Source organism: Pseudorhodoferax sp. LjRoot39 (assembly GCF_964253035.1).
Lineage (GTDB): Bacteria > Pseudomonadota > Gammaproteobacteria > Burkholderiales > Burkholderiaceae_C > Pseudorhodoferax.
The window spans coordinates 7,415,143-7,431,218 of the sequence record NZ_CAXUQL020000001.1 but is presented as its reverse complement, the minus strand read 5'-3'; the positions used below and the strand labels follow the sequence as shown (position 1 = coordinate 7,431,218).

The 16,076-nt window shown below is 70.9% G+C and carries 10 protein-coding genes and 1 pseudogene; 1 reads left to right on the top strand and 10 read right to left on the bottom strand.

Features of this window, described 5'->3' with window-relative positions; translation table 11 throughout:
- The 6 genes from ACSQ4M_RS34690 to ACSQ4M_RS34665 all read right to left on the bottom strand — a co-directional run bounded on the left by ACSQ4M_RS34690 (position 1) and on the right by ACSQ4M_RS34665 (position 8,505).
- The gene (locus ACSQ4M_RS34690) at positions 1–2,400 is read right to left on the bottom strand and encodes a glycoside hydrolase family 65 protein (RefSeq protein ID WP_436193880.1); all 2,400 of its coding nucleotides are present in this window, start codon (positions 2,398–2,400) and stop codon (positions 1–3) included.
- A 57-nt stretch (positions 2,401–2,457) separates the two neighbouring features.
- On the bottom strand, positions 2,458–3,648 hold the full coding sequence (locus tag ACSQ4M_RS34685) for an ABC transporter ATP-binding protein (RefSeq protein WP_436193879.1): 1,191 nt from the start codon (positions 3,646–3,648) through the stop codon (positions 2,458–2,460).
- A 14-nt stretch (positions 3,649–3,662) separates the two neighbouring features.
- Entirely contained in the window at positions 3,663–5,312 is a 1,650-nt protein-coding gene (locus ACSQ4M_RS34680; RefSeq protein WP_436193878.1) for an alpha-glucosidase family protein, read from the bottom strand.
- A gap of 4 nt (positions 5,313–5,316) precedes the next feature.
- Positions 5,317–6,162 (bottom strand): carbohydrate ABC transporter permease, encoded by an 846-nt coding sequence (locus tag ACSQ4M_RS34675; protein WP_436193877.1) that lies wholly within the window; start codon positions 6,160–6,162, stop codon positions 5,317–5,319.
- Between the two features lie 10 nt (positions 6,163–6,172).
- Positions 6,173–7,111 carry a carbohydrate ABC transporter permease gene (locus tag ACSQ4M_RS34670; RefSeq protein ID WP_436193876.1) on the bottom strand — a complete coding sequence of 313 codons (939 nt, stop codon included), beginning with the start codon at positions 7,109–7,111 and terminating at the stop codon, positions 6,173–6,175.
- A gap of 128 nt (positions 7,112–7,239) precedes the next feature.
- Entirely contained in the window at positions 7,240–8,505 is a 1,266-nt protein-coding gene (locus ACSQ4M_RS34665; protein ID WP_436193875.1) for an ABC transporter substrate-binding protein, read from the bottom strand.
- Positions 8,506–8,808: 303 nt separating this feature from the next.
- Here ACSQ4M_RS34665 and ACSQ4M_RS34660 point away from each other — a divergent pair, with 303 nt between their 5' ends.
- Complete coding sequence (locus ACSQ4M_RS34660) at positions 8,809–9,858, top strand: substrate-binding domain-containing protein (protein ID WP_436193874.1); 1,050 nt, start codon at positions 8,809–8,811, stop codon at positions 9,856–9,858.
- On the opposite strand, the gene ACSQ4M_RS34655 is transcribed toward ACSQ4M_RS34660, so the two are convergent.
- From ACSQ4M_RS34655 to ACSQ4M_RS34640, 4 genes and pseudogenes are all read right to left on the bottom strand, one after another.
- Complete coding sequence (locus ACSQ4M_RS34655; protein ID WP_436193873.1) at positions 9,834–14,765, bottom strand: Hpt domain-containing protein; 4,932 nt, start codon at positions 14,763–14,765, stop codon at positions 9,834–9,836. The genes ACSQ4M_RS34660 and ACSQ4M_RS34655 overlap by 25 nt on opposite strands.
- A 44-nt stretch (positions 14,766–14,809) precedes the next feature.
- Positions 14,810–15,172 (bottom strand): annotated as a pseudogene (locus tag ACSQ4M_RS34650) (methyl-accepting chemotaxis protein); the annotation flags it as partial.
- A gap of 16 nt (positions 15,173–15,188) precedes the next feature.
- Positions 15,189–15,686 (bottom strand): chemotaxis protein CheW, encoded by a 498-nt coding sequence (locus ACSQ4M_RS34645; protein ID WP_436193872.1) that lies wholly within the window; start codon positions 15,684–15,686, stop codon positions 15,189–15,191.
- Positions 15,683–16,072, bottom strand: a complete 390-nt coding sequence (locus ACSQ4M_RS34640; RefSeq protein ID WP_436193871.1) for a response regulator — start codon at positions 16,070–16,072, stop codon at positions 15,683–15,685. The genes ACSQ4M_RS34645 and ACSQ4M_RS34640 overlap by 4 nt, the downstream gene beginning before the upstream one ends.
- Positions 16,073–16,076 lie beyond the last annotated feature (4 nt).

Below are 16,076 nucleotides of genomic sequence, written 5' to 3'. Positions count from 1 at the left end.
TCAGTGGAAGGCAGCCCGCGCCGTGGCGGGCGGGCGGGTGGCGCTGGGCAGGGCCAGCGTGGTCTCGCGCCGGTCGCCGCCCAGCACCACGGTCTGCCCGCCGTGCCGGAACGCCAGCCAGTCGCCGGCCAGCAGCCGGTAGGTGCAGCCCTCGGGGCCGATGTCCAGTTCCAGCTGGGCGCCGGCCACCCGCAGCTTGAAGCTGTAGCGGCGCCAGCCGGCCGGCAGCGTGGGCGAGAAGCAGGGCATGCGTCGGCGCATGCGCAGCCCGGCGAAGCCGGCCACTACCCCCAGCCAGGCGCCGGCCATGGCCGCCGTGTGCACGCCGTGGCGCGTGTTGCGGTGGTGGTCGTCCAGGTCGGTGCGCACACCGTCGGCAAAGTAGGCGTAGGCCTTCTCGGCGTAGCCGACCTCCGAAGCGATGATCCCGAAGATGCAGCGCGACAGCGAGGAGTCGTGCGTGGTGATGGCTTCGTAGTATTCGAAGTCGCGCCGCTTGTCGTCCAGGCTGAACTGCTCGCCCAGCAGCAGCAGGGCCAGCAGCACGTCGGCCTGCTTGCAGATCTGGTGGCGGTAGATCACCAGCGGGTGGTAGTGCAGCAGCAAGGGGCGCTTGGGGCTGTCGCCATCGAAGCCCCAGCGCGGCTTGGCCAGGAAGCCGTCGTCCTGCGGGTGCACGCCCAGCCGCTCGTCGTAAGGCAAATACATGTGGCGCGCCGCCTCCTGCCAGGTCTCGGCCTCGCGCAGGTCCAGGCCGATGCGCAGCTGCAGCTGCAGCAGTTGGCCGGCGTGCTGCTGCGCGAGCCACTGCACCAGCTCGGCGGCCAGGCCCAGGTGCATCTGGGCCATGGCGTTGGTGTAGAAGTTGTTGTCCACCAGCGCCGTGTATTCGTCCGGGCCGGTCACGGTGTGGATGCAGTAGCGGCGCGCGCTGCCGTCCTCGAAGCGGCCGTGCTGGAAATGGCCCAGGCCCATCCAGATGCGGGCGGTCTCGAAGACCAGTTCGGCACCGTGGTCCAGCATGAAGGCGTCATCGCCGGTGACGTCCCAGTAGCGCTTCACCGCGAAGGCGATGTCGGCATTGATGTGGTACTGCGCCGTACCCGCCGGGAAGTACGAGGAGCACTCCGGCCCGCTGATGGTGCGCCAGGGGAACAGCGCGCCCTGGGCGTGCGCCATCTCGCGTGCGCGGGCGCGGGCGGCGTCCAGCGTGTGGTAACGGAACTCGAGCAGGCGGCGGGCGATCTGCGGCTGCGTGTGCAGCAGCATCGGGAGCACGTAGATCTCCGTGTCCCAGAAGTAGTGGCCGTCGTAGCCGCTGCCGGTGACGCCTTTGGCGGCGATGTTGGTGCGGCCGTCGCGGCCGACCGATTGCAGCAGGTGCAGCTGGTTGAAGCGCATGCCCTGCTGCAGCGCGTCGTCGCCCTCGATCACGATGTCCGCGTCCTGCCAGTAGCGCGCGAGGTAGGCCGCTTGCTCCGCGCACAGCTGCTCGAAGCCGGCCTCCACCGCCTGCTCGACGGCGCGGGCCAGCAGATCGGGCAGGTCTTCGGCCGGCGCGTGCTGCGACCCCATGAGGCCGAAGACCTTGTCCAGCCGCAGCGTGTCGTGCTGCCGCAGCTCGGCTTCGAAGCGGTGGCCCAGGCAAGCGGCGGTGCCGGCGTCCTGCGGCGCGAGGACCCCCTCGCCGGCATGCCAGGCCAGGCTGTGCAGGGCGCTGGCCACCTGCATCTCGCTGCGCTTGGTGCGGTGCACCAGCAGCACCTGCGGGCCGCGCCGCTCGGCCGAGACTTCGACGAGCGACTTGGCCGCGTGCGCCGAGCCGGCGCGCGGGTCGTCGCTGGCCTCCATGTCCTGCGCCCGGGCGTCGATGAAGGACTCGACGGCGATGTGGGCCGGGCCGTCGAGAACCTGCAGTTCGTAGCGCAGCGCGCAGACCGCGTCGCGCTCCAGGCTGACCAGCCGGGTGCTGTGCACGGACACGCGCCGCCCGCGTGGCGAGATCCAGACGAAGCGGCGCGTCAGCACGCCGCTGCGCAGGTCGAAGTCGCGCGCATAGTCCTCGATGCAGCCGCTGGCCGGGTCGAAGGGCTCGCCGTCGATCTGCCAGGCCACGGCCTTGCCATTGGGCACGGCGACGATGAACTGGTGCAGCCGGGCCAGGCCGTAGGCGTTTTCGGCGTAGGCGATGTCGGCCACGTCGTGGAAGCCATTGAGGTAGGTCGCATCCTGCTCGGTGCCCGGCCAGGCGCGGCCTTCCTCATGGGCCCCGCGCAGGCCGATGCGGCCATTGCCCAGGCAGAACAGGGTTTCGTGCAGGCCGGCGAGTTCGGGATCGAACCGGGTTTCGCGCAGGCACCAGGGGGCCACGCCGAGCGCGGCGGAAGATGATCTGGTCATGGAGAGGAGTCGGGATGCGGCGCGCGGCGCCGCGGCAGGATGGACGGCAGCGCGGTCTCAGTGCGCGGCGGTGCGCGTGATCGACACGCCGGCGACGACCGGCTGGCCACTCAGGATCAGCGGGTCGACGGTGCGCTGGAGGGCCACGTCGTCGCCGTCGAACAGGTGGCAGTGCTGCGGTGGAAAGTGCAGCGCGATGGGGCTGCCGATGTCGCGTGCGCAGTGGCCGCTCTGGCGCACCGTGACGAGTTCGCCGCCGGCCAGGCGCACATAGACGTAGCTGGCCTCGCCCAGCTGCTCCAGGAAGGCGATCAGGCCGGTCACCACATTGGCGCCGCCCTCCTTCTCGGCGATCTGCACGTGCTCCGGCCGCACGCCCAGCGTGATGTCGCTGTCGGCCTTCAGGCGCGTGGCATCGGCCTCGACCTGGCAGGCCACCGGGCCGACCATGGCGACGGCGTGGCGCGCATCGGCGCTGCGCAGCTTGGCGGCCACGAAGTTCATCTTCGGGCTGCCGATGAAGCCGGCCACGAACTTGTTGACCGGGTGGTGGTAGAGCGCCAGCGGCGCGCCGAACTGGGCCACGCTGCCGTCGCGCTGCACCGGCTCGCCGGCGTTGAGCAGCACGATCTTGTCGGCCAGCGTCATGGCCTCGACCTGGTCGTGCGTCACGTAGATCATGCTGGCCGTGCCGATGTCCTTGTGCAGCTTGGCGATCTCCAGCCGGGTCTGCACGCGCAGCGAGGCATCCAGGTTGGACAGCGGTTCGTCGAACAGGAACACGTCGGGTTCGCGCACGATGGCACGGCCGATGGCCACGCGCTGGCGCTGCCCGCCGGACAGCTCCTTGGGCAGGCGCTGCAGCAGCGGGTCCAGCTGCAGGATCTTGGAGGCCTTGCGCACGCGCTGGTCGACGGTGGTGTTCTCGGTACGCAGCTGCTTCAGGCCGAAGGCCATGTTCTCGTAGACCGTCATGTGCGGGTACAGCGCGTAGCTCTGGAACACCATGGCCACGCCGCGGCGCGAGGGCGGGGTCTCGTTCATGCGCTGGCCCTTGATGGCCAGGTCGCCGCTGGAGATGTCCTCCAGGCCGGCGACCATGCGCAGCAGGGTCGACTTGCCGCAGCCGGAGGGGCCGACGAAGACCACGAATTCGCCGTCCTTGATCTCCAGGTTGACGTTGCGGATGGTGTCGGCGGCGGCGCCGTCGTAGCGCTTGTGGACGCCGCGGAAGCTGATGGCGGACATGGGTTCTTCTCCTGTCAGATCTGGGGGGGCAAGGTGAGAAAGGCGGTGCCGTGGGGCGCCAGCAGCAGCGCGTCCTGGCCGCTGCGCAGGCCGGGCGGCTGCGCGGGTGCGTCCGCGTCCGGCGTCCAGCCACCGTCCGGCAGGGCATAGCGGGCGCTCTGCGTGCCGAGGTTGAACACACACAGCAGGCGCTGGCCGGCGTGCGCGCGCTCGAAGGCCAGCACCTGGCCCTGGCGCGGCAGCAGCACCATCGCGCCCTGGCGCAGCGCCGGTTGCGTGCGGCGCCATTGCAGCAGGCGGCGATAGTGGTGCAGCAGGGCGCCGTCGTCGGCCCACTGGCGGTCGGCGGCCAATGTGCGGTGAGCCCCGTCCAGCGGCAGCCAGGGGCGCGCAGCGCCGCTGCCGAAACCCAGGTCGGGCGCGTCGGCCTGCCAGGCCATCGGCGTGCGGCAGCCGTCGCGGCCCTTGAACTCGGGCCACATGGTGATGCCGTAGGGATCCTGCAGGTCTTTGAGCGCGATGTCGGCCTCGGGCAGGCCCAGTTCCTCGCCCTGGTAGATGCATGCGCTACCCCGCAGCGTGAGCAACAGCGCGGCGGCCTGGCGCAGCAGGGCCGGGTCGGGCTGCGTGCCGCCCCAGCGCGTGGCCACGCGCACGCAGTCGTGGTTGGAGATGGCCCAGCACGGCCAGCCGTCGCCCAGCGTGTCCAGCGACTGCGCCAGCAGGGCATGCAGGTAGCCAGCGTCGTACTGCGGGCCCAGCAGGTCGAAGCAGTAGGCCATGTGCAGCTTGTCGCCGCCGCCCGTGTAGGCCGCCATCAGTGCCAGGCCGCGCTCGTCGCCGATCTCGCCGACCATGGCCGCGCCCGGGTATTCGTCGACGAGCGTGCGCAGGCGACGCAGGAAGTCCAGTGCCTCGGGCCGGCTCTTGTCGAACTCGTGGATCTGCCACGAATAGGGGTTGGCGGCCGGCGCGGTGGGGTCGACGTGCGCGGGCGCACCGCGGCCGGGGTTGTCGCGCAGCTGCGCGTCGTGGCAGCAGAAGTTGATGGCGTCCAGCCGGTAGCCGTCCACGCCGCGGTCCAGCCAGAAGCGCATCTCGGCCAGCAGCGCGTCCTGCACCACGGGGTTGAGCACGTTCAGGTCGGGCTGGCTGGTCAGGAAGTTGTGCAGGTAGTACTGGCAGCGCCGCGTGTCCCACTGCCAGGCGCTGCCGCCGAACACGCTGAGCCAGTTGTTGGGCGGCGTGCCGTCGTGCTTCGCGTCGGCCCAGACGTACCAGTCGGCCTTGGGGTTGTCGCGGCTGGCGCGGCTCTCGGCGAACCAGGCGTGCTGGTCCGAGGTGTGCGAGAGCACCTGGTCGATCATGACCTTCAGGCCGAGTGCATGCGCGCATGCCACCAGGGCGTCGAAGTCGGCCAGGGTGCCGAACATGGGGTCGACGCCGCGGTAGTCGCTCACGTCGTAGCCGAAGTCCTTCTGCGGGCTCGTGAAGAAGGGCGACAGCCAGACCGCGTCGGCGCCCAGGCGGGCGATGTGCTCGAGCCGGGCGGTGACACCGGGCAGGTCGCCGATGCCGTCGCCGTTGCTGTCGGCGAAGCTGCGCGGGTAGACCTGGTAGATCACGCCGCCGCGCCACCAGTCGTGCGGGGAAGGTGCGCCCATGGCCTCAGCCCTTCACCGCGCCGGAGGTCAGGCCGCCGACGATCTTGCGCTGGAAGATCAGCACGAGTGCGATCAGCGGCAAGGTGACCAGCACCGAGGCCGCCATGATCTTGCCCCAGGGGATCTCGTACTTGTCGGCGCCGCTGATCAGCGAGATCGACACGGGCACCGTGCGGTCGGCGTTGGACAGCACGAAGGTCAGCGCGAACAGGAACTCGTTCCAGGCCGCGATGAAGGCCAAGAGGCCCGTGGTCACCAGCGCCGGCCACATGACAGGCAGGAACACCTTGGTGATGATGCCCCAGGGCGTGCAGCCGTCCATGATGGCGGCCTCTTCGAGCTCCTTGGGCAGGTCGCGCACGAAGGTGGTCAGCACCCAGACCGTGAAGGGCAGCGTGAAGATCATGTAGGGCAGGGTCAGGCCCCACCAGTGGTTGTAGAAGCCGATGGCCTGCATCAGCTCGAACATGCCCGACAGCACCGCCACCTGCGGGAACATGGACACGGCCAGCACCGTCAGCAGCAAGAGGCCGCGGCCCTTGAACTGGATGCGGCCCAGCGCGTAGGAGGCGGTCACGCCCAGCAGCAGCGAGGCCACGACCACCAGGAAGGACACGCCGAGCGAGTTGAGGATGTGCCGGCCGAAGGGCTGCTCGGGCACCGTGAACAGGCTGACGTAGTTCTTCAGCGTGGGCGCGTCGGGCCATAGCGAGGTGCTGAACAGCTCGGTACCCTGCTTGAGCGAGGTGACGATCGCGAAGTAGAACGGGAACAGGCAGAACAGGCAGATGACGGCGACCAGGGCGTACAGGCCGATGTTGCCGAGCAGGCGTTGGGTGGAGAGGTTCATGGCGCGGCCCTCACTTCTTGCCGCCGAGGTCGACGCGGGAGATCTTGAGATACAGCAGCGTGCAGGCGCCGATGATCAGGAATAGCACGGTGGAGGCGGCCGAGCCGTAGCCCACGTAGTTGTTGTCCACGATCTCGCGGCGCACGAAGCCGGACATGCTGATCGTGTCCACGCTGTTGGACGTCATCACGTAGATGATGTCGAACACGCGCAGCGCATCGAGCAGGCGGAAGATCACGGCCACCATCAGCGCCGGCCAGATCAGCGGCAGCGTGACCTTGAAGAACACCTTGACCGGGTGGATGCCGTCCACGTGGGCGGCCTCGTAGCAGTCGCGCGGCAGCATCTGCAGCGCGGCCAGCGTCAGCAGCGTCATGAAGGGCGTGGTCTTCCACACGTCCACCAGCACCACGGACCACAGCGCGTAGGCCGGGTCGGCGGTCCAGGCGATGTTGGCGTCGATCACGCCCCAGCTCTTGAGCATGGCGTTCAGCACGCCGAACTGGTCGTGCATGATCCAGGCCCACATCTTGGCCGACACGATGGTCGGGATGGCCCAGGGCACCAGCACGGCCGCGCGCACGAGGGCGCGGCCCTTGAAGTTGGCGTTGAGCACCAGTGCGAACACCACGCCCAGCACCGTCTCCAGCACCACCGACACGGTGGCGAAGCGGAAGGTGTTGATGATCGCGCGGCCCCAGTCCGTGTGCCAGAAGCCTTCGGCGGCGCTGAAGTTGAAGACGCCGTACTCACCGAAGTAGTTGGTCAGGCCCACCCACTGGTAGCTGGAGCTGCCGATGGTGTCCAGGCTGGCATCGGTGAAGCTGAACCAGATCGTGCGCCCCAGCGGCCAGCCGGCCACCAGCAGCAGAACGATGAGGGTGGGCGCGAGAAAGATCCAGGCGCTGCGCGTGCGCTCGCGCGTCAGCGCGGAAGTCGGGCTGCTCATGAAGGAACCTGCTTGGGAGGAGGGGACGAGGGCACACGTCCCGCCCGCCGGGCAGTGCCGGCAGGCATGGGACGCGCGGACGCGCTCAGGCGCGGCGGCTGGCTGCCGCCGACGCTCTCAGGCGCAACTCACCACTTGGGGCCGCGGCGGATGGACTTGATGCGGCCGTCGAGCTTGGCCAGTGCCTCGTCGGCCTTGGCGCTGCCGGACAGCACGCTGTGCGAGGCGTTCCAGAACGCGGACGAGACCTCGTTGTACTTGGCGCCGGTGGCGGTGGCCGGACGCGGGATGGCGTTGACGAAGGTGTCGTACAGCGTGCCGAAGAAGGGGTTGGCCGCGATGACCTCGGCATCCTTGTAGAGCGCCGGGATGGTGGGGTTGTAGGAGCCCTTGATGGCGCGGTCCTTCTGCACTTCGGGGCTGGTCAGGTACATGACCAGGTCGGCAGCGACGGCCTGGTTCTTGGAGTACTTGACCACCGACAGCTGCCAGCCGCCCAGCGTGGCCGCCGGCTTGCCGTCGCCACCCTTGGGCAGGTTGACCACGCCGACCTTGCCCTTGACCGGGCTGTCCGCGCCCTGGCTCAGCGACCAGGCGTAAGGCCAGTTGCGCATGAAGACCGAGTTGCCCTTCTGGAACACGCCGCGTGCGTCTTCCTCGCCGTAGTTCAGCACGCCGGTGGGCGCGATGGTGCCGATCCAGCCCGCCGCGGTCGTCAGCGCCTTGGCGGCCTGCGGGTTGTTGATGGTGATCTCGCCCTTGGCATCTACGATGGTGCCGCCGCCGTAACTGGCCACCCATTCCAGCGCGTTGCAGCTCAGGCCCTCGTAGGCCTTGCCCTGGAACACGTAGCCCTGCATGTCGGCATTGCCGGCCTTTCGTTCGCCGTCCATGACCTTCTTGGCCGTGGCCGTCAGCTCGTCCCAGGTGGTGGGGGGCTTCTCGCCGTACTTCTCGAGCAGGTCCTTGCGGTAGTACAGCACCCCGGCATCGGTGAACCAGGGCATGGCCAGCAGCTGGCCGTCCACGGTGTTGTTGGCGACGATGGCCGGGAAGTGGTTCTTCTCGGCGCCCTTGGCATAAGGGGTCAGGTCGAGCAGGTGGGCCTTGATGGAGCTGGGCCAGACCACGTCGACCGAGATCACGTCCACGTCGCTGGACTTGGCCGCGAACATCTGGCGGAACAGGCCCAGGATGTCCGAGGTGGACTGCGGAATGGTCAGGTGCTTGACCGTGTTGCCGGTCTTCTTGCTCCACTCGTCGGTGGCCTTCTTGCAAAACTCGAAGTCCTGGCCGACGGTGCCGCAGGACACGGTGATGGTGACCCCGGCCTGGGCGCCGGTCAGGGCAAAGCCCATGGCGGCGGCAAGACAGATTCTTGTGCTTGTTTTCACGCTTTGTTCTCCTCGTTGTGATTTTGTTCACGAACGCAATGCGTTCGTTGATATGGCATGAATTGTGTTCAAAGCGCTTTGAAGGAATGCAATGGTTTTCCCTCGTAACCAGTGTGTTATCGATGGATGGCATGGATGAATGAGGTTTTTGCATTCACTGCATCGGCGTGGTTTCTTTGCCTTTTGTCTGCGTGCGATTCGTCGGCTAGGGTGTCGATCGGCTAACCTCGCGCGCATGCCGATCCGCCAACCATGCACTGCAGCACCTGTGCTCCGCGCCCGGGCGCAGGCGGGGGCTGCCCCGTGAGCCTCAAGCAGATCGCCAGCGAACTGGGCTTGTCCCTCACCACCGTGAGCCGCGCGCTGAACGGCTATCCCGAAGTGGCGCGCGGCACGCGCGACGCCGTGCTCGCGGCGGCACAACGGCTGCGTTACGAGCCCGACCTGCGCGCACGCGGCCTGGCCCTGGGGCGCAGCGATGCGGTGGGCCTGGTGTTTCCGATCACGCCCGGCGATCTCGGCGACGCACTGTTCCTTGCGGTCGCGGCGGCCCTGAGTGCGCGGCTGGCCGAGGCCGGCCTGGACCTGCTGATCGTCTCGACCACCGCTGGGGACGAGGTGGCGGCTTACCGCCGGGCCATCCGCGGACGCCGCATCGGCGCCTTCGTGGTGCCGCGCACGCGCGTGCACGACCTGCGTCTGGAACTGCTACAGGAGCAGGGCGTGCCGTTCGTAGCCTATGGGCGCAGTGCCGGCCTGGTGGCCCCCTACGCCTGGCTGGATTTCGACAACGCGCTGGGCGCGCGGCTGGCGACCCGCCGCTTGCTGGCGCTGGGGCACCGGCGCATCGCCTACCTCGGCGCGCCGGCCGAGTACAACTTTGCGGCGCTGCGCTTCGCCGGGTTCGGCGAAGAGCTGGCCCGGGATGGCCAGCGCGTCGCGCCGACGCTGGTGCTGCGCCAGGCCCTGGACCGGCGTTCCGGCTATGCCGCGATGCAGCAGCTGCTGGCCCTGGCCAGGCCCCCCAGTGCGGTGCTGGTCGACAACCACCTCGCCGGCGTCGGTGCCGTGCATGCCGCGCTGCAGGCGGGCCTGCGGCTCGGGCAGGACCTGTCCATCGTGGTCTACGACGGGCTGGGCATGGATTCGGTCATCCGCAGTGCGATCACCGCGGTGGAGCAACCGGAGCCGGAGCGTACAGGCCAGTTGCTGGCCGAACTCACGCTGGCACGGCTGGGCGGAACGCCGCCTGAACGGCTGCAGCAGCTGCATGCGCCGGCGCTGGTGCCCGGCGACAGCGACGGGCCGTTGCCGCCGCGCGCCCGCACTCAGGGTGGTGCCGCAGCGGCATAGCGCCGCACCAGGCTCAGCAGTTCCTCTTCGGCATAGGGCTTGCCCAGGTAGTGGTCCACGCCAAGCGCGAGTGCATGGTCGCGGTGCCTGTCGGCCATGCGTGAGCTGATCACGGCGATGGGCAGGTCGGCCAGCGCCGCGTTGGCGCGGATGGCCTGGGTCAGCGCGTAGCCATCCATCTGCGGCATCTCGATGTCGGTCACCACCAGCACCGGCCGCTCGGTCTGCAGCTGTTCGAGTGCCTGCAGGCCATCGGCGGCCAAGGCCACGCGGTAGCCCGCCCGGTGCAGCAGGCGCTGCGTCACCAGGCGCACCGTCACGGAATCGTCCACCACCAGCACCAGTGGGGCCGGCGCGACCGTCGGGTCGGCGGCCGGGCTGCCATCGCCGTTGCGCAGCGCCTGTTCGCGCTGGGCCTGGCGTGCCATCACGCCGTAGACGGCGGCCAGCGCCACCGGGTTGTAGAGCAGCAGCACCGCCCCCGAGGGCAGCACCGACATGCCGGCCAGGCCAGGCAGACGCTCCAGCTGCGGCCCCAGGCTCTTGACCACCACCTCCTGGTGGCCCAGCACCTCGTCCACGTGCAGGGCCAGGCGTTGCTGCGCGCTGTGCAGCAGCAACACACTGGCATGGCGCTCGCGCGCGACCGGTTGCGCGACCGCGCATTGCAGCAGCGCGCCAGCCCAGTAGAAGGCCAGCGGCTCGCCGTCCTCGACCCATTGCTCGCGCGCATAGCACTGCGCCAGTTCGGCCGGCGCCAGCCGGCGCACGGCCTCGACCAGGTGCGTCGGAATGCCGAAGGTCTGCTGGCCCACGCGCACCAGCACCACCTGGGTGGCGGCCGTGGTCAGCGGCAGCACGAGCTTGAACTGCGTGCCCTGGCCGGGCGTGCTGGACGTCTCGATGCGGCCGCCCAGCGCGTGGACCTCGGTGCGCACCACGTCCATGCCGATGCCGCGGCCGGCCATGGGCGTGACCGTGGTGGCGGTCGTGAAGCCGGGCAGGAACACCAGCGCGGCGGCCTCATCGGGGGTGAGTGGCGCGTCGTTCGCCAGCAGGCCCAGCGTGGCGGCCCGGGCCTGGATGCGCGGCAGGTCCAGGCCGCGGCCATCGTCGGTGATGGTGAAGGCGATGTCGTTGGCCCCGTGCGCCACGTTGACCGCGATGGCGCCGCTGGCCGGCTTGCCGGCCGCGCTGCGTTCTGCGGCGTCCTCGATGCCGTGCGTGACGGCGTTGCGCAGCAGGTGCTCGAACACCGGCGCCAGGCGGTCGAGCACGCCGCGGTCCAGTTCGATGCCGCCACTGGCGAGGTCCAGCCGCACCGTGCGGCCGGCCTCCTTGGCACTCTGGCGCACGGCGCCGTACAGCCGTTCGGCCATCGCCTCGAACGGGACCATGCGTGTGCGCAGCAGCTCACGCTGCAGCGCGCGGGCCTGCCGGCCCTGGGCGGCGAGGTCGTCCTGCGTGCCCTGCAGGCCGCGCTGCAGCTGGCGTTGCGCGGTGGCCAGCTCGGCCACGGCCTCGGCCATGCCGCGCGCGAGCTCCTGCGTGCGCGTGAAGCGGTCGAGCTCCAGCGGGTCGAAGGCGTCCACGCCGTCGCCGGCCTGCGCCAGCCTGGCCTGGATCTGCGATTCAGTCTGTGTCTGCAATTCGCGCAGCTGCTGGCCCAGGTGGCCGAGCCGGCTGTCGAACGCGCCGAGCGCGCCACCGAGTTCGCCCAGGCGCGCTTCCATGCGCGCGCGCGTGATGAGCACCTCGCCAGCGCCGCTGACGAGCTTGTCCAGCAGCTGCGCGCGCACGCGCACCGATTGGCCGGAAACAGGACGGGGGGCATGCACCACCGCGGCCTCGTCCAGCCGTGCGGCCAGGCCCGTGGCCGGGGGGCGCAGCTGGTCGAACGCCTGCTGCAGCCGGTCGGCATGGGCCAGCAGCGGGTCGATCTGCGCTGGCTGCGCGTCGTCGGGCACCTGCTCGGCCGCGCTCTCCAGCCGGTGCGCGAGCGTGCCCAGCCGCAACGCGCCGGCCAGCCGCGCGCTGCCCTTGAGCGTGTGCAGGGCGCGCAGCACGGCCTGGCGCGCCGAGCCATCTGCCGGTGTGGACTGCGCGCTCTGCCATTGGCGCAGCGCCGCGGCCAGCTGCGGCAGCAGTTCGGCGGCCTCGTCCTCGAAGACGGGGAACAGGTCGGCGTCGATGGCGTCCTGGCTGTCGGTCTCGTCCTCGAACGCGGCGCCGTCCGGCGCGGCCTGCAGCAAGGCCTGCAGTGCCAGCACGACACCGTCGCGCGCGGGCTTGAGGAAGCCGGCCGCGAACTGGTGCAGCAGGCGCCGGATCTCCTCGGCGGCGTCCAGCACGGGCTGGGTGGCGCGGAGGGGATCGCCGTCCAGTGCCCGGACCAGCAGGTCGGCCAGCTGGGCCAGCGCGTCGAAGCCCACGCTGGCCGCGCTCTCGGCCAGCGCGCGGGCCAGTGCGCTGCTGCTGGCCGCAGGCGGCAGCGGCTGCTGCAGTGCCCATTCGCCGAGCTCGGTCTGCAGCTGGCGCGACCACTCGTCGGCGTCGTTGAGGAAGGCGTTGTAGAGCGGCAGCGCGATGCGCAGCGGGCCGACCTGGCGGAAGTGCTCGTCGTCGCCGCCGTCCGCGTGGTCGGCGGCCGGCGCTGCGGCTGCCTCGACGGGGGCGGGCGGCGCTTCGGCGACCGGTGGCTGGCGCAAGGCGGTCGCGGCTTCCTGCAAGGCAGGCAGGCGGTGCGCGCCATCGCGCCCGGCCGCGATGTCGGCGATCCAGCCGGCCAGCTCCTGCAAGGCCTGCTGCGTGGCCTGCAGCAGCGCGGCATCGGCCGGACCCCGTGCGTCCAGCAGGGCGTTCAGTGCGTCCTCGAAGGACCAGGCCGCCGCAGCAAAACCGTCCTGCTGCACCATGCGGGCGCTGCCCTTGAGCGTGTGGAAGGCGCGGCGCAGCTGCTCCAGTGGCGCGCGTTCGCCGGGCGCGGCCTGCAGCGCCAGCACGGCGGCCTGGCCGTCCTGGACGACAGCCTGCGCCTCGTCGGTGAAGATCTGCAGCAGGTCGGCCCGGGCGTCCGGGTCGGCCGGCGCTTCGCCGTCCGCGTCGGACGGGGGCTCCGGCGCCGGCTCGGCACCGTCCGCAGCCCGGCCCACACGCAGGCGGAACAGACCCTGCTCCTCGTCGTAGACGAACAGCTGCTGCGCCAGGTGGCGCTGGTAGCCCAGCATGCCGACCAGGAAGCCCAGCGCACCCAGGCTGCTGCCCAGGCGCTCGAAGCTGGTATGGCGCAGGGCCGCGTCGTCCACCTGGTCGGCCATGTAGCCGTCCACGGTCTCGCGCATGCGCAGCACGGCATGGGCGGCCTGCTCCAGGTCCAGCACCGAGAGCACGCCGCGCAGTTGCGTGAGCTGGGCGACGACCTTGCCGAGCACGCCCTTCTCGCGTGGCGCGCGGAAGAACTGGTCCAGCGCCTGTTCGATCTCGGCAAGCAGGCGGCCCAGTTCGGCCACCACGCTGCCCATGGTCTGGCGTTCGCTGACGCCGTGGTAGAGCGCCTCCATCCAGCCGTCCATGGGCTCGGGCACCTGCCCCTGCTGCACCAGCGCGAGCCGTTCGGCCAGCTGGGCTGCGCGCGCACGCAGCTCGGCGCCGCTGCGGTCCAGGTCGGCGTAGGCGGTGTCCAGGTACAGCAGCGCCGTCGCCACTTCGAGCGCCAGCGCGGGCGAGGGCGGCACGGGCGGCGTGCCGCCCACGCGCCAGGCGGCTTCGACGGCCTGCAGCAGGGCCTGCGCGAGCGGGGCGCTGTCGTCGTGCAGCCGGGCCAGCGCATCGGCCAGTGGCAGCAGTTGTTCGTGCGCGGCGCGCAGCTGGTGGGCGTCGCCGCCGGCCACGGCCGCCCAGGTCTCGCTGGCCGCCGCGATGCGCTTGCGGGCCTGCGCGAGCGGAGCCGGATGGAAGCGGGCGAAGCGGCGTTGTGCGTAGTCGGCCGTGCCGGCGGCACCGAAGCCGTGGGCGGCGCGCACGGCGGCCAGCGTGCCGGCCTGGTGGGTGTCGGCCGGCGGCACCGCGCCGGCGCAGTAGAACCGCAGTTCCTGCAGCAGCGCGGTGGCGGGCTCGGCCTCGCCGCGCGCCAGCGCGGCGTACTGCGTCAGCACCCCCGAGGCGATGCGCTTGGTGTACAGGTCGGCTGGCACCAGGCCCAGCGCCAGGGCCTGGAAGTAGGCGGCCGCCAGTTGCCAGAAGCTGCGCCGTGCCGGCGCTCCGCTGCCGGCGGCCAGGCCCAGGGCCAGGTCGTGCAGCGCCAGCGCGGCGGCCGGGTCGGCGGTCTTCACGACCTTGAGCACGGCCTGGTCCAGGCGGCTGCGCAGTGCGGGATCGGGCTGCAGCGCCTGGATCCCGGCCGGCAACTGCGCGGGCGGCGCGGCGTCGGCCATCGGCGGGGTCCACAGGTCGACCGGGCGGCTGCGCTCGGCGCCGGCCAGGGCCTGCACTTCGCGGTACTGCGGAAACAGTTCGACCGGTGCCACGGGCTTGCCCGACAGCAGGGCCTGCAGGTATTCGGTGATGGCCAGGCCGGCCTGCTCGACCTGCGCGATGGCTTCGTCGGTGCAGGGCGTGCGCTGTTCGGCGAAGCGCTGGACGGCGGCTTGCATGGCGTCGGCCAGCGCCGCGCAGGCCGGCTGCCCGACCAGGTGCAGCGCGCCCGCGCACTGGTGCAGCAGCTGCCCGGCCTGGAGCAGGTGCTGCAGGCCGGGCACGTGGAAGTCGCTGGCTGCGGCATCGGCCTCGCGCCGGTAGCGGTGCAGGCATTTGGCGGCGGCGTCCAGCGTGCGGCGCAGTTCGTCGAGCACCCAGGCCATGGGGCCGAGGTCGTGGGCCGGGGGCGGCGGGGCGTTGGTTTCGTTCACGTCGGTTCTGTCGGGCTGGGCACGGGGGAGGGCGCGGCCAGGCGGTCGAGCAGTCGCGCACCGGCCACCACGCCCTGGGTGGCGCGCTCCATGGAGGCCGCCGCATCGTGCGTGTCGGACTGCAGGGCCTGCACGAGCCCGGCGACCAGCCTGGCGGCGTCGGCCGAGCACACCGCCAGGCGCTGTGCCTCGCCGGCCACCGTCGCCAGGCCCTGGCCGGACGCGTTGGCCGGCGCGGCCTGGATGGCGGCATTCAGCGCCAACACCTGGGCCTGCTCGGCCAGGTCGGCGGCCAGGGCCGCGAGTTCGCCCATCTGCTGGGCCGATTCGCCCAGGCGCTTGATGCGCTTGGCCGCGTCCTGGATCTGCACGCGCAGCGTGTTCATGGCGCCGACGGCGCTGTGCAGGCCGGCGGCAGCGTGCTCAGGCATCGATGGCCAGGAAGGCAGGCGCCCGTGCCAGCGCCTGCAGGTCCAGGGCTTGCCAGGCCAGGCCGTCGGCATCGGTGTGCAGCGGGCCGAGCCAGGGCTGCGCGCGCGGGGCATCGGCCGCCGCGGGCACAAAGTCCTCGGCCGTGCGCAGGCCCAGCAGCCGGTCGACGCGCAGGGCGCAGTTCAGGCCGATGGCGGGGTGAAAGCCCAGCAGCTTGGGCTCGGGCGCCGCGGCCTCTGGACCGCTGTGCAGGAACAGCCCCAGGTCGACCACGCCGCAGAGCTCGCCGCGCAGGTTGGCCACGCCCAGGAACCAGGGCCGCGTGTAGGGCGTGGGCTGCACTGCGGTCCACGGAAAGATCTCGCCGGCCTGGGCCAGCGGCACGAGGCAGCGCTGGCCGCCGGCCTGCACGGCCAGCCAGTGCGCGGGCGGCAGGGCAGAGGCGGTGTCGTGCGCAGCCATCGCGCTGCCGGTGTCGGGTGGGGTCACGCGCCTGCGCGCCCGTACTGCAGCACGGCTTGCAGCAGCTGGTCCTTGGTGAAGGGCTTGGTCAGGTGGTCGAGCGCGCCGACCATGCGGCCGCGTGCCTTGTCGAACACGCTGTCCTTGGACGAGAGCATGACCACCGGGATGTCCGCGAAGCGCGCGTTGCGCTTGATGATGGCGCAGGTCTGGTAGCCATCGAGCTTGGGCATCAGGATGTCGCACAAGACCAGCTGCGGCGCGTGGTCGTTGACCTTGGCCAGCGCGTCGAAGCCGTCTTCGGCCAGCAGGACTTCGTGGCCGCCCTGCTTGAGGAAGATTTCGGCGCTGCGGCGGATGGTGGCGCTGTCATCGACCACCATCACGCGCAGGCTGGGGGTGGTGGCCGTCATGGTG

Coding starts and splice junctions, on each gene's coding strand:
- ACSQ4M_RS34680 (WP_436193878.1), bottom strand. CDS start 5,312: ATGGGCGCACCTTCCCCGCACGACTGGTGGCGCGGCGGCGTGATCTAC.
- ACSQ4M_RS34640 (WP_436193871.1), bottom strand. CDS start 16,072: ATGACGGCCACCACCCCCAGCCTGCGCGTGATGGTGGTCGATGACAGC.
- ACSQ4M_RS34670 (WP_436193876.1), bottom strand. CDS start 7,111: ATGAGCAGCCCGACTTCCGCGCTGACGCGCGAGCGCACGCGCAGCGCC.
- ACSQ4M_RS34685 (WP_436193879.1), bottom strand. CDS start 3,648: ATGTCCGCCATCAGCTTCCGCGGCGTCCACAAGCGCTACGACGGCGCC.
- ACSQ4M_RS34675 (WP_436193877.1), bottom strand. CDS start 6,162: ATGAACCTCTCCACCCAACGCCTGCTCGGCAACATCGGCCTGTACGCC.
- ACSQ4M_RS34690 (WP_436193880.1), bottom strand. CDS start 2,400: ATGACCAGATCATCTTCCGCCGCGCTCGGCGTGGCCCCCTGGTGCCTG.